We start from the raw sequence: 14,334 nt of genomic DNA on the forward strand, positions 1-14,334 counted from the left end.
TAAAATTTTAATGTCGGCAAGGGGCGATTTTTTGAAATAATCTAACGATCGATACGCGAGAGCGGAGATTTTCAAATAAAATTTCACGCCGAGCGACCGCTAAATTTAAAGCCGCCGCTCGGTTGAAATTTCTGTAAAAGAGGCGGAATTTTAAATCGTAGGCGTTTAAAATTCCACAATCTTATAGGCTCACGCCGCGCGTAAGTACGCGCTTGCGATAAACATCCGAAACTCTGCTCGCGTCGCCCACGATTAGAGCGTTCGTGCAACAGATCGCCGCACACATCGGAACCTTGCCCTCTGCGATGCGGTTTTGACCGTATTTATGCAGTTCCTCGTGCGAAAACGTAGGCTCCGGTCCACCCGCGCACATAGTGCACTTATCCATCGCGCCTTTGATACCGAAAGCTCCGTCTCTAGGGAATTGCGGAGCACCGAACGGACACGCGTAGAGGCAGTATCCACAGCCGATACATTTATCTTTGTCGTGTAAAACGACGCCGTCGGTTCTGATATAGAAGCATTGAACCGGGCAAACCTGCGCGCAAGGCGCATCGGTGCAGTGTTGGCAAGCAATAGAGCTTGAAACCTCCTGCCCCTCTATGCCCTCGTTTAAAGTGATAACCTTGCGCCTATTGATCTGCACGGGAACCTCGTGCGCCGAGCTGCAGGCTACCTGGCAACCATAGCAAGCGATGCAACGCTCGACATCGACGTAAAATTTTAATCTTGCCGGCATTTTATCTCCTTATGCTCTTTCTAGTCTGCAAAGACCGGCGTTAAATTCCGAAATTTGCGTATTTATGTCAAAGCCGTAGTTGGTAATCGTATTTGAGCTCTCGCCTCTGATATATGGCTTAGTGCCCTCAGGATAGCGGTCGCTTAGATCCTCGCCCTGGAAAATTCCCGCGAAGTTATACGGCATAACAATACGATCAGGCGTTACGGCGTGCGAATAGATGCACTTGACTTTGATCTTCGTGCCTTGCGGCGAATGAATCCACATCATCTCGCCATCTTTGATACCTTTATCAGCGGCAAGCTTAGGATTTACGTGCGCAAACATCTCCGGAGTAATCGCCGAAAGATACTTGCTCGTGCGCTCAATCATGCCCGCACCGCTTAAATTTACAAGCCTTAACGAGCTTACGATAGTAGGGAAGTCCTTGCTCCAATCCTGCTTTTTCTGCTCGGAGATAAATCTCGTAAAGACGCGGAAATTTCGTTTTTGATCCGCAAAGGTCGGATATTTTTCCACCAAGTCCCATCTAGGCGAGTGGATCGGCTCGCGGTGCTTCGGAATTTGATCCGCAAACTGCCAAACCTTCGCTCTTGCTCTTGCGTTTCCGCAAGGGCAAATTCCAAACTCGCGGCATTTTTTAGCAATGATACCGCTATAATCGGTACTCCACGTAGGCCCCATCTTGGCTTTTTCATCCTCGCTTAGCATGATGCCTAAAACCTGTTCGATATTTGCTTTTGTAATCTCCGCATGACCGCCCGAAATTTTTGATCCCGGAAGTGTAATGCTCTCGTCGGCTAGCTGCGAAACGCCGTCGTGCTCTAAGCCGAAGCGGTTTCTAAATCCCATACCGCCGTCGGCATAAGGCTTAGTTACATCGTAAAGAATCGGCGTGCCCGGGTGTTGCGTATCCCAGCAAGGCCATGGAAGCCCGTAATATTCGCCCTCGACCTCGCCACCTATGCCGCGCAGGGTATCGGGATCAAATAGATGCCAATTTTTCTGTTGTCTGCGAAATCTAGCTGCGGTACGACCGTTATTTCCAATACTTTGAGTATTGCGTGCGATCTCATCGGTAGCGTCGTCAGGCCAAACAAAATCGTCTTTAACCTGCTTAAGCTCGCCATCAACGATGCCCATCTTCATGCCGCGAACGTATTCGTCGTAAAAGCCGAATTTTTTCGCGAATAAAAACATTACCTCTTGATCCTCTTTGCTCTCAAATAGCGGCTTAACGATCTGAGTTCTCCACTGACCACTGCGGTTTGTAGCGCTTAGATGACCTTCGCTTTCAAACTGCGTAGCTACCGGCAAAACATAAATTCCATCCGGTCTATCGTTTAGAATCGCTACTTCGTTTAAGAACGGCTCGGCGACTACCAGCATATCGATCTTACCTAATGCTTCTTGAGTCTCTCGAACGTGAGCCATAGAAGTAATTCCTGTGCCTTGCACCCAAAGAACGCGGACATTGCCACTACTTAAAACGGGCTCGTTTTTCAAAACGCCCTGCCACCATTTAGATAGCGAAAAGCCCTTTTCGTTGCGCCAATTTATCGTATCTTGCTCGATGCTCGGATCGTAGTGAAAATACTCGGTAAAATTCGTACCAGGCACTTTTTCACCCTGCTTTTCGTGCGGCTGCTTAGTAGAGACGGCAAATCTTTTAATAAACTGCTCGTAATCTACGCCCCAGCCCTTGCAGAAGTGCTTCCAAGCGTTATCGGCTAGCCCGTAATACGCAGGTAAGCTATCGGAGAGATTGCACATATCGGTAGCGCCCTGAACATTATCATGGCCTCGAAGGATGTTGCAGCCGCCGCCTGGCTTGCCCATATTGCCTAGTATGAGCTGCAAAAGAGCCAAAATTCTAGTATTTGAACTTCCGATCGAGTGCTGTGTAATGCCTAGAGCCCAGCATAAAGTAGCGGGCTTTGTGGTAGCAAACATCCTCGTAAATTCTATCAGCTCCTCTTCTTTGCAGCCGGTGACATTGGCTACCTCTTTAGGATCCCACTTCTCAGCTTCGGCTCTAATCTCCTCTACAGCGTAGGTTCTGGTTTTTATTAGCTCTTTATCTTCCCAGCCGTTTTTGAAGATTAGATGCAGCATTCCGTACACAAATGCTATATCAGTTCCCGGACGAATTCTAATATACATATCGGCCTTAGCCGCAGTTCTAGTAAAATTTGGATCGACGACGACGATTTTCGCGCCGTTTCTATCGCGAGCTTGAAGAGCATGCTTCATAGCCCCTACGGGATTTGCAACCGCAGAATTCGCACCTATGAAAAGGATCATTTTAGAATTTTTCGCCATATCGCCTACGTGATTTGTCATAGCTCCATAACCCCAAGTATTCGCCACACCGGCGACTGTTGCGCTATGTCAAATTCTAGCTACGTGGTCGTTGCTGTTTGTACCCCAAAAGGCTGCAAATTTTCTAAAATAATATGCCTGCTCGTTGCAAAATTTAGCCGAACCCAGAAATACTACGCTATCTGGACCGTCCTCTTTGCGGACTTGAAGCATTTTATCGCCGATTTCATCAACGGCTTGCTCCCAACTTATGCGCTCCCACTTGCCACCAACCTTTTTGAGCGGATATTTAAGACGCATTTTAGATTTGGTTAGATCGATTTGATCGATTCCCTTACAGCAGTGACTGCCCTGCGAGATCGGGTGATCTACTGCCATATCTTGGCGAATCCAGGTATTGGTGCTCTCATCCACTTGAGCCTCAATACCGCAGCCTACGGAACAGATCGAACATATTGTTCGCTTCATAACGGAACCTGGAAATGGGTTTTTGATCTCTTGCTCAGTAGCGGCTCTTAGCGTATTATTTTCGCCAAACGCAGCTACGCTGCTCGCTCCTAAAGCGGCGAGTTTCAAAAACGATCTCCTTCCGATCGCATTCTCACTCATGAAAATTCTCCTAGTAAGCTACTTTATAGTATTTTTTCCACGCTTCACTCTCCCAGTAAAGCACCTCTTTTTTCGGTGATTTGCCACGAACGGTATCGCCATAGTCCTGCTCGCTTTTCGCTAGAGCCTGAGACGCGGCAACGCCCACGGCACCTACTGCGCCGATTTTTAGAGATTTTTTAAGAAAATCTCTGCGTTTGTTCTCCATGGTTTTCCTTTGTGAAGAAATCGCTTTAAATCTTTTATTGTAGTAACGCCTGTTACAGGATTTAAGTCTAATGAATTATAACGAAAAGGCAGTGAGATGGAAATTAAATTTTAAGTTACTTTTTAAATTTTATTTAAAATTCAAAATATAAAGTTCTAACTAAAAAACTACTCGCAAAACTCGAGCTTGCAAGTTTAAAATTTAACCGAAATTCTGCTTTTGCGTTAAGATTTCCGTTAAAAATTTTATTTATCAATCCAGATCAAAAATATCTTCCGGATTGGTAAATTTATTTTGATAGCCGCCTTTTTTGATCGCTTCTTTAACGACGCTGCGATCTTTCTTTTGCGGAGCGGCAAGCGCTAAAAGCGAGCGTTCTAGCGCAAAAAAGCTTCTCATTAGTGCGCCTAATGATTTGAAAAAATCCGCCCGCACATGCCCGCACAAAAGCTCGCTAAACTCATCTACAAAGCTGTTGGTGACATTCGTAAAAAGCTCTAACGCCAGCGCTTCGCCGTCTTGTGCGCCGATGAAATTTTTAGCGCATTGCGAGTTCGCGGTATTTTTACCATCCTGCGGACCTGTAAAATTTTTACTGCCATGCAAACCTGCAGAATTTTTTCCGTCTTGCGCCGTCAAGCTCGCGCTATTCGTAAAATTTTGCTCATTTGCCACGGAATTTTGTCCGTTTAAAACCGCGCTGTGTTTTGCAGCCGCGTCGCGAAGTAGAGTTGAATGCAGGTAAAAAATAAATCCCACATAATCCTCGCACTCTTTGCAAAGCTCCATATTGCGGCGAAATTTACTCTTTTTTAGCACGTCGATTACCGCGACACGCATACGCCCATCGTCGCGCCCCTCGTCGTAGAAGCTCGCACTCATCGGCACGTTGGCGTATGAAAAATCAAAAAGCACGGAATTTTGCTCGCTTTTAAACGCTGCAAAATCGAATTTCGCCAAATTTTGAAATTCCGCCTCATCGCTAGGCACAATGGGCGAGCTGCGTAAAAACTCCAGTTGCTCCTTCCAGCGCTTAAATTTCGCATCCGTTTCATAGAAAAAAAACGGAATTGCAAAAAATTCATAGTAGTAGCTTCTTGCTTTGATTAAATTTGTATCCATTACATCGCCCCTTTTCTAGCATCTTCTATCTGCTTTTTTATCATTATTTTCGCCTTGCAATCGCCGCAGCAAAAAAGCGTCTTCATCTTTTCAGGATCGTTTGCAAAATGCGCGCCCATCATATCCGCGATCTTCATCACGGCTTTGCTCGTCGCAAATTCCTTACCGCATTCAATGCACTTAAAAAGCTCATCTTTAGCTAGCATTTTGTAATTAAAAAATCCCGGCTCAAGCTCCACGCCGCAAGGCTCAAGCTCGATCGTATCCTTTTCGGCGCAGCTTAGCACGCAGTAGTTGCACGTCGTGCAAAGCGAGGCATTGAGCTTAATTGAATTGTCGCTGTTATCGGCATACAGCGCGCCGGTATTACAGGCACCCACGCAGCTAAGGCATAGCGTGCAGCTTGCTTCGTTTATGTTTACTTTGCCAAATTTTAGCAACTCTCCGCTTTTTACGGCGCCGAAGCTGCCCTCGCCGACCATTGCGCTTACGCGTTTGGAAAAAATTTCTTTCTTGCTAAAGCCCTGTTCGTTTAAGCTAAACGCCCAGGGCTGAGAGCTTTGCGCCCACTTTAACGCCTCTTGCAGCTCGGTTAAATTTCGCGCTAAAAATACTGCGTCCTTGCCGTAGATCGCGCGCGAAATTCCATTGATAAGCTCCACCGCTTCGCGCGTGCCCTCGCCTACGTCCGCGCCGTAAACGATCACGCTCGAGCCGCTTTCTTGCATAGCGCTTAGCAAATTTACCTCATCTATTTGCTTGCTTCCGAAAATTCCAAACGGCAGCACACCGCACGGAAGCTGCACTGCAGGTGCGGATGCGATTTCGCTCTCTGCAATGAGAAGCGGAATTTTGCCTGCATAGAGCTTTGCGATCTCGCCAAATACGCTTTGGGGCAGCTTGGCAAATTTTAGCGCGCCGCTAGGACAGACACTCACACACGCGCCGCAACCGATGCAGTCGATGTGCGAAAACACGAGCTCGCGCTTTTCGTCATTTTTCAAAATCGCCACTGTGGGGCAAATCTCCGCGCATGGCGCTCGCAGCTCATTTCGCCTGCCTTGATACTGGCAGATCGCAGGATCGAAGATCGTGGAATTCTTATAATGATAAACCGGGCTTTTGGAATTTAAAATTTCTAAAATTTCATCGTCTTTTAGTCCCGAGATCTCGTAGCAGCCGCTTTGTCGTAGCTGATATGGCACTGCACCGCTAATCAAGAAAAAATCCGCCTCAGTCTCAACCTCATCCCGCTCGCTTAAAATCGTAACCGCAAGATCGCCAATCTCGCCATAGACGAACTTAATCTCGGCTCTGCTTAACGCGATCACCTTAAATCCGTGCTGCCTAAGTAGCCTCACAAGATCCTCTCGCGGCTCGTCACAGGCGAGAATCACGTTTTTGCCGACGGGCTTTTGATAGTCACTATCTAGCGCACCGTCGAAGGCGATATCCTTGGCGCGATACAAAATATCTACGTTTTTAGCGATTTGTAGCGGCTCATCTGCGGAATTTTCTATATAAAAATTTATCTCGGGCGCATAAATTTGCGCCTTTAATTTCGGTAAATTGGCGACGATAAATTCCTCATTTTTTGCCTCCTCTTCATCGCCGCAAATTTCGATATCGTCGCTTAAAACGACATCTTTTAGCCCCGCGGCGTAAAATCCATGTTCTTTCATAATCTATCCTAAATTGATAATTAGGCGGGTTTTACTCTTATTTTCTAAACAGCTTTTAAATTCTGCACTTAAAGTAAATCGAATTTAAATTAATAATTTTATAGATAAAGCAAAATCAAAGCTTTAAATGATAAAATCGCCTAAATTTTAAGGCATCGGGGTCGCAATGCAACGAATCAAACTACCAAAAATCGACAAAATCGCAAACGCGCAGGAGTTTCAAAACTGCCTCCGCCCGCAAATCATCAAAATCGCGCAAGAGCTCATCGAAGAAGTACGCAGGAAGGCGCTGCAAGGAGGCGAGCTCGCAAGCGAAAGCGAGATCATCGCGCGCATCAAATCGCGCTACGAAAAATTTCAAAATCTAAGTCTTAAGCCGCTCATTAACGCAACCGGCGTCGTGCTGCACACAAACCTCGGCCGCAGCGTCATCAGCGCAGAAATTTTAGCCCGCGCGCAAAAGATAGTCACCTCATATTCAAATTTAGAATACAACCTATCCGAGGGCGCGCGCGGCAACAGATACGACTACATAGCGCTTTTGTGTAGCGAGCTCTTCGGCGCGCAGGACGCGCTCGTGGTCAATAACAACGCTGCGGCGGTATTTTTGGTGCTAAATACTTTCGCGCGCGGACGCGAAGTCGTAGTAAGCCGCGGCGAGCTAGTCGAGATCGGCGGGAGCTTTCGAGTAAGCGAAGTGATGGCAAACTCTGGCGCAAAGCTCACAGAGATCGGCACTACGAACAAAACCAAGCCGGACGATTACGAAGAAGCGATCAATGAAAATACGGCGATCTTGATGAAAGTGCACCGCTCAAATTTTAAAATTTCAGGCTTTAGCTCTAGCGTAAGCGCTGCGGAAGTTGCGGCCTTAGCGCGAAAGGCTACGCGTAAAAAAGAGGAATTTTTAGCGCTTAGAGCGGCAAATTTTAAAAATTTAGCAGATCTTTGCGGCGGCTCTTCGGACACGGACGGCGAAATTTTAAATTCTGCGCCGAACGGTTTAGGCTTAGCGGCAGGCTCTGCAAATTCTTTAAATTTAAAAAGCGACGAGCCGTCCATAAAGAGCGAGCGTTTTCATGGAGACAGTGCGGGCGGCGAGAGCGAAATTTCCGATGAAATTTCTAAAATTTACCCCGCAAAATTTAGCATGAAAAAAGAGGAAAGCTTTAACGAGATCATCGATTATTACGATCTTGGAAGCGGCTACGCGAGCGAGCTGGGATTTGGGCTAGGCAAAAGCGAGCCCTCTATTTTTGAGCTTTTAAAAAGCGGCGTGCGGCTGCTTAGCTTTAGCGGCGACAAGCTCTTCGGCTCCGTGCAGTGCGGCATTATCCTAGGGGATCGCGAGCTTATCGCGCGCCTGCGCAAAAACCAGCTACTGCGAATGCTGCGCGTGGATAAGATCACGCTAAGTCTGCTTGCCGAGACGATCAAGGCATATATAAATAAAGAATTTCACCTCATCACGACGATAGATCAGATCCATCTCGGCCTAGATGAGCTACGTGAGCGAGCGGAGCTAGTGCGATCGCGCATCGGCGTAAAATCGCAGATCGTGCCTACTACCACCTTCGTAGGCGGCGGCACGATGCCGAGCGCCTCCTACCCTAGCGTCGCGCTTGCGATACTTGACGGCGCAGATCCGCAGAGCACACAGGCTAAATTTCGCGCTGCGGGTATAATCGGGCGGATCGAAGATGATAAATTTTTGCTCGATTTCAGATCGATTTTAAAAAGCGACTTGCAAGATTTAATAAAAAAGATCGGAGAAATTTATGAATAGCGTAATCATCGGCACCGCAGGCCATATCGATCACGGAAAAACCGCGTTAATCAAGGCGCTAAACGGCTTTGAGGGGGACCGAATGCCGAGCGAAAAAGAACGTGGTATCACGATCGATCTTAGCTTTTCGCATCTGCGCTCTGGGGATACCAACGTCGCTTTCATCGACGTTCCTGGGCATGAAAATCTAGTCAAAACGATGATTAGCGGCGCGTATGCCTTCGACGCTGCGATGCTGGTAGTCGCCGCGGACGACGGGCTGATGCCGCAAAGCAAAGAGCATATTCAAATTTTATCGATGCTTGGGGTAAAAAGCGTGATCTTATGTATCAGCAAGTGCGATCTAGCCGACGACGCGCGCAAGTCCGAGGTCGCGGTGCAGTGCAAGGAATACATCAGTAAATTTAAGGATTTGCAAATTTTAAACACTTTTTTTATCAGCATAAAAGATCCCGCAAGTATCATTGAACTGAAAAACTATCTCTTCAATATCAAGCCCGCGCAGCGCCAAGGAGGCGGCGTGGTGCACTACTACATCGACCGCGTCTTTTCGCTTAAGGGGCTTGGCACCATCGTAACGGGCAGCCTCATTAACGGCGCTATTTCAAAGGGCGAGAAGCTTTATAACTGCGATCTGGGTAAAATTTTTAACGTCAAAAGCGTGCAGATACACGACGAGGACACGCCGCTGGCGCAGGCTCCAAACCGCGTCGCGCTAAGTCTGGACGCCAAAACGAGCGAGCTGCAAAAGGGGCAAATCCTAAGCAAAAAAGGCTTTTTTCGCGGCTTTAATGAAGCCGACTGCACCTTTAGCGGCGAAATTTCACACAACCAAGATGTGCTGTTTTGCGTCGGAAGTAAGCAAAGCGCGGCAAAAGCGCTCATTTTAAAAGAACTTCCTAGCGGCGAGAAGCTCGTGAGCTTTAAATTTGACAAAACGATGTTTTTGAAATTCGGCGAGCCCTTCGTTTGCTTGTCAAACTCGCGCGTAATCGGCGGAGGACGCGTGCTAAACGCCGTAGTCGAGCCGCTAAAAAAGCAGAGCAAAGCCGTACTTCTCACCGCGCTTTTGAAGCGAAATTTTACCGAAGCGTTTAAAATTTTAAGCCTCTTTCACAAGCATGGATTCGGGCTATTTTCGGCATATCAGCGCTTCGGAATGGAATACGACGAAGCGGTAAAGATCGCGCGCGGCATAGAAGGGACGTATTTCGACGAAGCAAATTTATGCGTTTACGATCTAAGCGCGATCGAGGACGTGAAAAGCCTCATAAAATTTATCGTCTCAAAAAACGACTACGCGATCTTTTCGCCAGCCTCGATCGCCCTAAAGCTCTCGTGGGCCAGCGAAGATCTTGCCGCGCGTGCGCTTAGCGAGCTTGAGCGGGGCGGCATCGTCTCCAAAAAGGGCGGAGTTTACGTAAAATCGGGGGTGGATTTTGACGCGCTTAAGCAGAGCCTGGAGAGTAAAATTTTTGATCTCATCAAAAAGGGCGGCATCGCGCCGCTTGCGCCGTATAACGTATATGACGAGCTAGAGATCGACCGCAGCAGCGGCGATGACGCGTTAAAAAAGCTAACCTACGCCAAAAAGGTCGTCCGTCTCGCGCACAATCTCTTCGTCGAGGCCGAAAATTTAGCCCTAGCGATCAAACGCCTTTACGCGATCATCGAAAAAGAGGGCTTCGTAAACGTCACAAACGCCAAAGAGGAGCTTGGGCTTAGCAGGAAATTCGTCATCTGCTATCTCGAATACCTAGATAAAATGGGAAATATCGTTACGATCGACAATAAACGCTATTTGAAAAAGTAAAAATTTAAAATTTTGCACTACAATGCACGGAATTTTTTGCAAAGGAAAAAAATGAAAAAAGCTATTTTAACTTCAGTTGCGCTCGCAGCGAGCCTAAACGCGGCTTTAAGCGACAGCGAAATTTTATCTATCTACGGCGGCGCGCCTCAAGGCATCGAAATAAAGGTCGCCGAGCGCATCCCACTTAGCGAGCCAAAGGGCGTTGAAGCGGTCGTTTTAAAAATCTCTCAAGGCAATATGTCGCAAGAGGAGATCATCTTCACTCAAGGCGATCTGATCTTTACCGATATCATCGATCCTAAAAAACGCGTAGTCTATAAGGAGCAGATCAAACAAGACCGCATCGCAGGACAGCTAAGTAAGGTCTTCAAAGCAGAGAGCAAAGACAATATCATCAAGCTAGGAAACGATCCTAAAAAGCCTACGATTTTGATGCTGACAGACGCTTTGTGTCCATTCTGCCGCAAAGAGATGGCAAGGATCGAAGAAACACTAAAAAATAACAATGTTGATATCGTCATGACCTCCGTTCACGGCGATGACGGCCACGCAAAATCCGCGCTTATCTACAAAGAGATCAAAAATGCTAAAACCGACGAGCAAAAGATAGCGGTTTTTAGAAAATACTACGCTGAAGATAACAAAGCAGGCGCCAAAGACGTAAGCGCTGCTGAGCTAAACGCTGCAAAAGCCCTAGCTGCCAAATACTTCGGTGCGGGGGTAAACTCGGTGCCTTACATCATCGAACTAGACAAGCTAAAATAATCTCTCTTAAATTTTGCGGAGCGATCCGCAAAATTTCGCTTCTTTTACCCAATTTCGGTAGCTTTCAATCAATCTAAATTTTGCCTCGGATTATGAATACTGCCCCTTTGGAGTTCTTGCAATTCCGCTGCTTTTAAAAATTCCGCAGTTGCACCTAGTATAGAATTTTAAAATCTCTTACGGATGAAACGCGATCCACAAAGTCTTAAACGAGCAAAATCTTATAATTTTAAAACCCCCTCAGCGTCCGCGCGAAATTCTGTGGCAGCGATTCCATCTCGTCGCTTCGCATCCATAACGGCACAAAAAATGACCTTACATGGAATTTCAAAGTAGAAATTATGCGAGTAAAAATTTTACGGTCAAAATTTTAAAATTTCGCGGCAAAGCCCGGGTAAAATTTAGCCGCAAATTTTTGATTTGCGGCAAAGAGGAATTTGCAGTTATGCTTCAGCCGCCTATCTTGGGCTACGTCCGATTAAAATCAAAATTCCACGTCAAAAGCGGCTCTTGCCAGGCTATTTTTGCTCTCGCTTAGCTCGTACGATGCGCTGAGTCCGACGCTTTGAAGGATCTTATATTTCAATCCGATCGCGCCGTTAAACACGCCGCTAGAATAATCAAGCCCCTCGACGTCGTATCTGTCCGAATACTTTCTGCTAGCATGATACGAATCGCCGCTGAATCGATGCTCGTACTCCGCATTTGCAAATATCTGCAGATCGCCGAAAGCTTTGATCGCGTAAATTCCAGCCGTGCCGTTCGGCGCGGTTTTTGAAGCGGAGCTAAATCTAAGCCTAGAGATCGCATCCTCGTTCACTCTAATCGCTCCAAGCCCCAAATATGGCTTAATATAGCCGTTTTCAAATAAAAATTTATACCCTGCTCTCGTGCTAAAATCCCAAATTTGCGACTTGTATTTCGCGCCGTGGATAGCGCCGAATCCGTTGTTGGTTTCAAATTTATGATCGTTTGTTGAATATGTTAAATTTACCGCCAGATCCACGTTCTCGTTAAAATCGTATCTACCCGCCAGACCGAGCTCGTAGGATTTGATGTTTTCTTTGACACCGTCGAATTTACCCTCATACCAAGCGTCCGATTTTTGGTACCCAAAGATCACGCCCAGCGTAAGATCATCTACTCTCTTGGAGGCTCCGAGTAAAATTCCGTCGCTCTTGTGATCGTATTTGACGCCGCCCGAGCGGTCGCTGTAATCTCCGCCGTAGTTTCCAATCGCGCTTACATTTAAGTTAAACTCCTGCCCGTCAGTGTCGGTTAAATTTTTATAAGCGGAATTCCTTGCTAGCTTGGTAAGATCCAGATCGACCTTCGAACGCGGCATCTCGATGCCTAACCGGTTGCCGCCTCTTGCGACCTGCGAAAACAGGCTACCGTTTTTAGGCGTGAAGTTGTTGATCGCTAGCATCAGCGCTTCAAAATAGGTAGGCAGATCGTCGTATCCGCTAGGATAGGCATTCGTATCGGAGGTAATAAATAGATTTGCCGCGTTGCGCTCGCGAGATAACCTTATGATCTCGTCGTATTGATCCGGTCTTGCGTTGTATATGACGTGCAAAATTTTAGAGGAATTTGCCGGGTCTTTTTCAAACTCAGAGGTTCTAGGACGATAGTGGTTTATGTAGTCGTCCGCGCTCACCTCTTGCAGCATCCAAACGTCCGCATAAGGGGCTATGGCGTCGCGCACGCCCCAACCGTTGTTTGCTAAAACTAGCATTCCCGGATATTTAGTCTTGATATAATTGTAGATATTCGCCATATAGGCGATAGTTGCGGGATTATTCTCGGTATTGACTTCGTCGATGAAGTATCCCGCGATATTTTCTCTGCCGTAGAAATTTACGAAATTATCGATATCAGCATAGACCAAATTTAGATTTCTAGTAGAATTTTTGGTATAGGTATAGCCTAAATTTGCTATGCCCGCCGCGATATTTCGCTTCATCTGAACTGCGTCTTCTTCTCTTCTGACCAGATATTGCGTAGCTTGATTGCCCGGCGTCGCCGCCTCGTAAGAGCCGAAAGCTACATAAGGAACCAGCGCGCCGCCTATATTGGTAATGCCATTCCAAAATCGGCATTTACGCCGCTATTGCCCGTCCAGCAAAATGCAGGCATCATAACGCGCTGATTATTAAGCCTGCCCGAATATGAGCCCTTTTTGGCAAAGCCCCTTGCGTATTCGAGCTTGATACGAAATGAGTTTTCATACTCGTCGCTCGCGGAGTTACCGCTAGCCGCGTCGCGCCTGCTTAATTTCTCGCCCAGGCTGTCCGCAGCGCTCATTACGTCGGAACGGGAAGTGTTGTTGGAAGGTGATTTTTGCACGTTTGCATAGCTCCAGGAATTCTGCTCGCTCGCGTGGCCGAACCCTGCTGCACCGACAAGCGCAAGAGATACGATTTTTTTAAAAGACTTTAGCATTCTGCACCGCCTCAAATAAAATTACCCAAATTCTTAAATTTCGACAAATTTGCGGACGCGCTTTTAAAATTAAAAACTTTGTCGAAATTTAAAAATTTAGCCGCCTTGGAGACGGCTAAATTTTAAAGCTTATTTTAATGCTGCTTTTGCCTTCTTTGCGACGGTTGCGAAAGCTTCGGCATCGTTCATAGCCATATTTGCTAAAATTTTTCTATCAAGCTCGATGCCCGCTTTTCTAAGTCCGTTTATAAATTTAGAGTAGCTGATGTCGTTTAGCCTGCAAGCTGCATTGATGCGCACTATCCAAAGTCTGCGGAAATCGCGTTTTTTCGCGCGTCTGTCACGGAAGGCGTAAACGAGGCTTCTTTCTAGCTGCTCTTTAGCCTTTCTGAAATGTTTGCGTCTTGCGCTATAAAATCCGCGCGCAAGCTTTAGCACCTTGTTGTGACGGCGGCGTCTAACGATGCCCGTTTTTACTCTTGCCATATTAATCCTTTCTTAATCGGCGTCCCTTTGGGGATCTTGCCCTAAAATCCATAAATTTAGGGGAGTTTGAATGACTTTCGTCAAAAACTAACTTCGCACTATTTGCAAAGCATTCTTTTAACCGCAGATACGTTCGTAGAATCGACGTATTGGGCCTCGCGCAAATTCCTCTTGCGTTTTTGAGACATCTTCGTCAAAATGTGGCTGCGAAACGCCGAGCCTCTTTTGATCTTGTTTTTGCCCGCTTTAAAACGCTTGACGGCACCGCGCACGCTTTTCATCTTTGGCATGGTCGTCCTTTTTTTAAAGTGAACGGGAAGTATATAATAAAGTTTCTTTGAAAAATTTGAATTTAAG

12 protein-coding genes are annotated in these 14,334 nt (G+C 46.7%); 3 read left to right on the top strand and 9 right to left on the bottom strand.

The annotated features are described in order from the left end of the window. Positions 1–181 precede the first annotated feature (181 nt). The 5 genes from fdh3B to Q0380_RS06020 form a co-directional block, all read right to left on the bottom strand. Positions 182–739 carry a formate dehydrogenase FDH3 subunit beta gene (fdh3B, locus tag Q0380_RS06000; RefSeq protein ID WP_297902700.1) on the bottom strand — a complete coding sequence of 186 codons (558 nt, stop codon included), beginning with the start codon at positions 737–739 and terminating at the stop codon, positions 182–184. Positions 740–748: 9 nt separating this feature from the next. Beyond that, a complete protein-coding gene (locus tag Q0380_RS06005) occupies positions 749–3,670 on the bottom strand; it encodes a formate dehydrogenase subunit alpha (protein WP_298961365.1) in 2,922 nt (973 codons plus the stop codon). Positions 3,671–3,680: 10 nt separating this feature from the next. Then, complete coding sequence (locus Q0380_RS06010; protein ID WP_005871103.1) at positions 3,681–3,878, bottom strand: twin-arginine translocation signal domain-containing protein; 198 nt, start codon at positions 3,876–3,878, stop codon at positions 3,681–3,683. Positions 3,879–4,130: 252 nt separating this feature from the next. Then, entirely contained in the window at positions 4,131–5,000 is an 870-nt protein-coding gene (locus tag Q0380_RS06015) for a molecular chaperone TorD family protein (RefSeq protein ID WP_298961369.1), read from the bottom strand. Next, complete coding sequence (locus Q0380_RS06020) at positions 5,000–6,682, bottom strand: 4Fe-4S dicluster domain-containing protein (protein WP_298961372.1); 1,683 nt, start codon at positions 6,680–6,682, stop codon at positions 5,000–5,002. Before Q0380_RS06020 ends, Q0380_RS06015 begins: the two co-directional genes overlap by 1 nt. 166 nt (positions 6,683–6,848) lie before the next feature. On the opposite strand from Q0380_RS06020, the gene selA reads away from it, so the two are divergent. The 3 genes from selA to Q0380_RS06035 are packed head-to-tail and all read left to right on the top strand — an operon-like array spanning position 6,849 to position 11,046. Further along, positions 6,849–8,468, top strand: coding sequence for an L-seryl-tRNA(Sec) selenium transferase (gene selA / locus Q0380_RS06025; protein ID WP_298961374.1), 1,620 nt, complete (start codon positions 6,849–6,851; stop codon positions 8,466–8,468). After that, complete coding sequence (selB, locus tag Q0380_RS06030) at positions 8,461–10,281, top strand: selenocysteine-specific translation elongation factor (protein WP_298961377.1); 1,821 nt, start codon at positions 8,461–8,463, stop codon at positions 10,279–10,281. The genes selA and selB overlap by 8 nt, the downstream gene beginning before the upstream one ends. Before the next feature lie 51 nt (positions 10,282–10,332). After that, entirely contained in the window at positions 10,333–11,046 is a 714-nt protein-coding gene (locus Q0380_RS06035) for a hypothetical protein (RefSeq protein WP_005871095.1), read from the top strand. 484 nt (positions 11,047–11,530) lie between these two features. Here Q0380_RS06035 and Q0380_RS06040 read toward each other — a convergent pair whose 3' ends face one another. The 4 genes from Q0380_RS06040 to rpmI form a co-directional block, all read right to left on the bottom strand. Beyond that, positions 11,531–13,012: an autotransporter domain-containing protein gene (locus Q0380_RS06040; RefSeq protein WP_298961381.1), complete on the bottom strand. Its 1,482-nt coding sequence runs from the start codon at positions 13,010–13,012 to the stop codon at positions 11,531–11,533. A 104-nt stretch (positions 13,013–13,116) separates the two neighbouring features. Beyond that, on the bottom strand, positions 13,117–13,491 hold the full coding sequence (locus Q0380_RS06045; protein WP_298961384.1) for a hypothetical protein: 375 nt from the start codon (positions 13,489–13,491) through the stop codon (positions 13,117–13,119). A gap of 129 nt (positions 13,492–13,620) precedes the next feature. After that, the gene (rplT, locus tag Q0380_RS06050) at positions 13,621–13,977 is read right to left on the bottom strand and encodes a 50S ribosomal protein L20 (RefSeq protein ID WP_005871091.1); all 357 of its coding nucleotides are present in this window, start codon (positions 13,975–13,977) and stop codon (positions 13,621–13,623) included. A gap of 98 nt (positions 13,978–14,075) precedes the next feature. Next, positions 14,076–14,267: a 50S ribosomal protein L35 gene (gene rpmI, locus Q0380_RS06055; RefSeq protein WP_291940085.1), complete on the bottom strand. Its 192-nt coding sequence runs from the start codon at positions 14,265–14,267 to the stop codon at positions 14,076–14,078. Between the last annotated feature and the right edge of the window lie 67 nt (positions 14,268–14,334).

The sequence above is a fragment of the uncultured Campylobacter sp. genome (assembly GCF_937959485.1).
Lineage (GTDB): Bacteria > Campylobacterota > Campylobacteria > Campylobacterales > Campylobacteraceae > Campylobacter_B.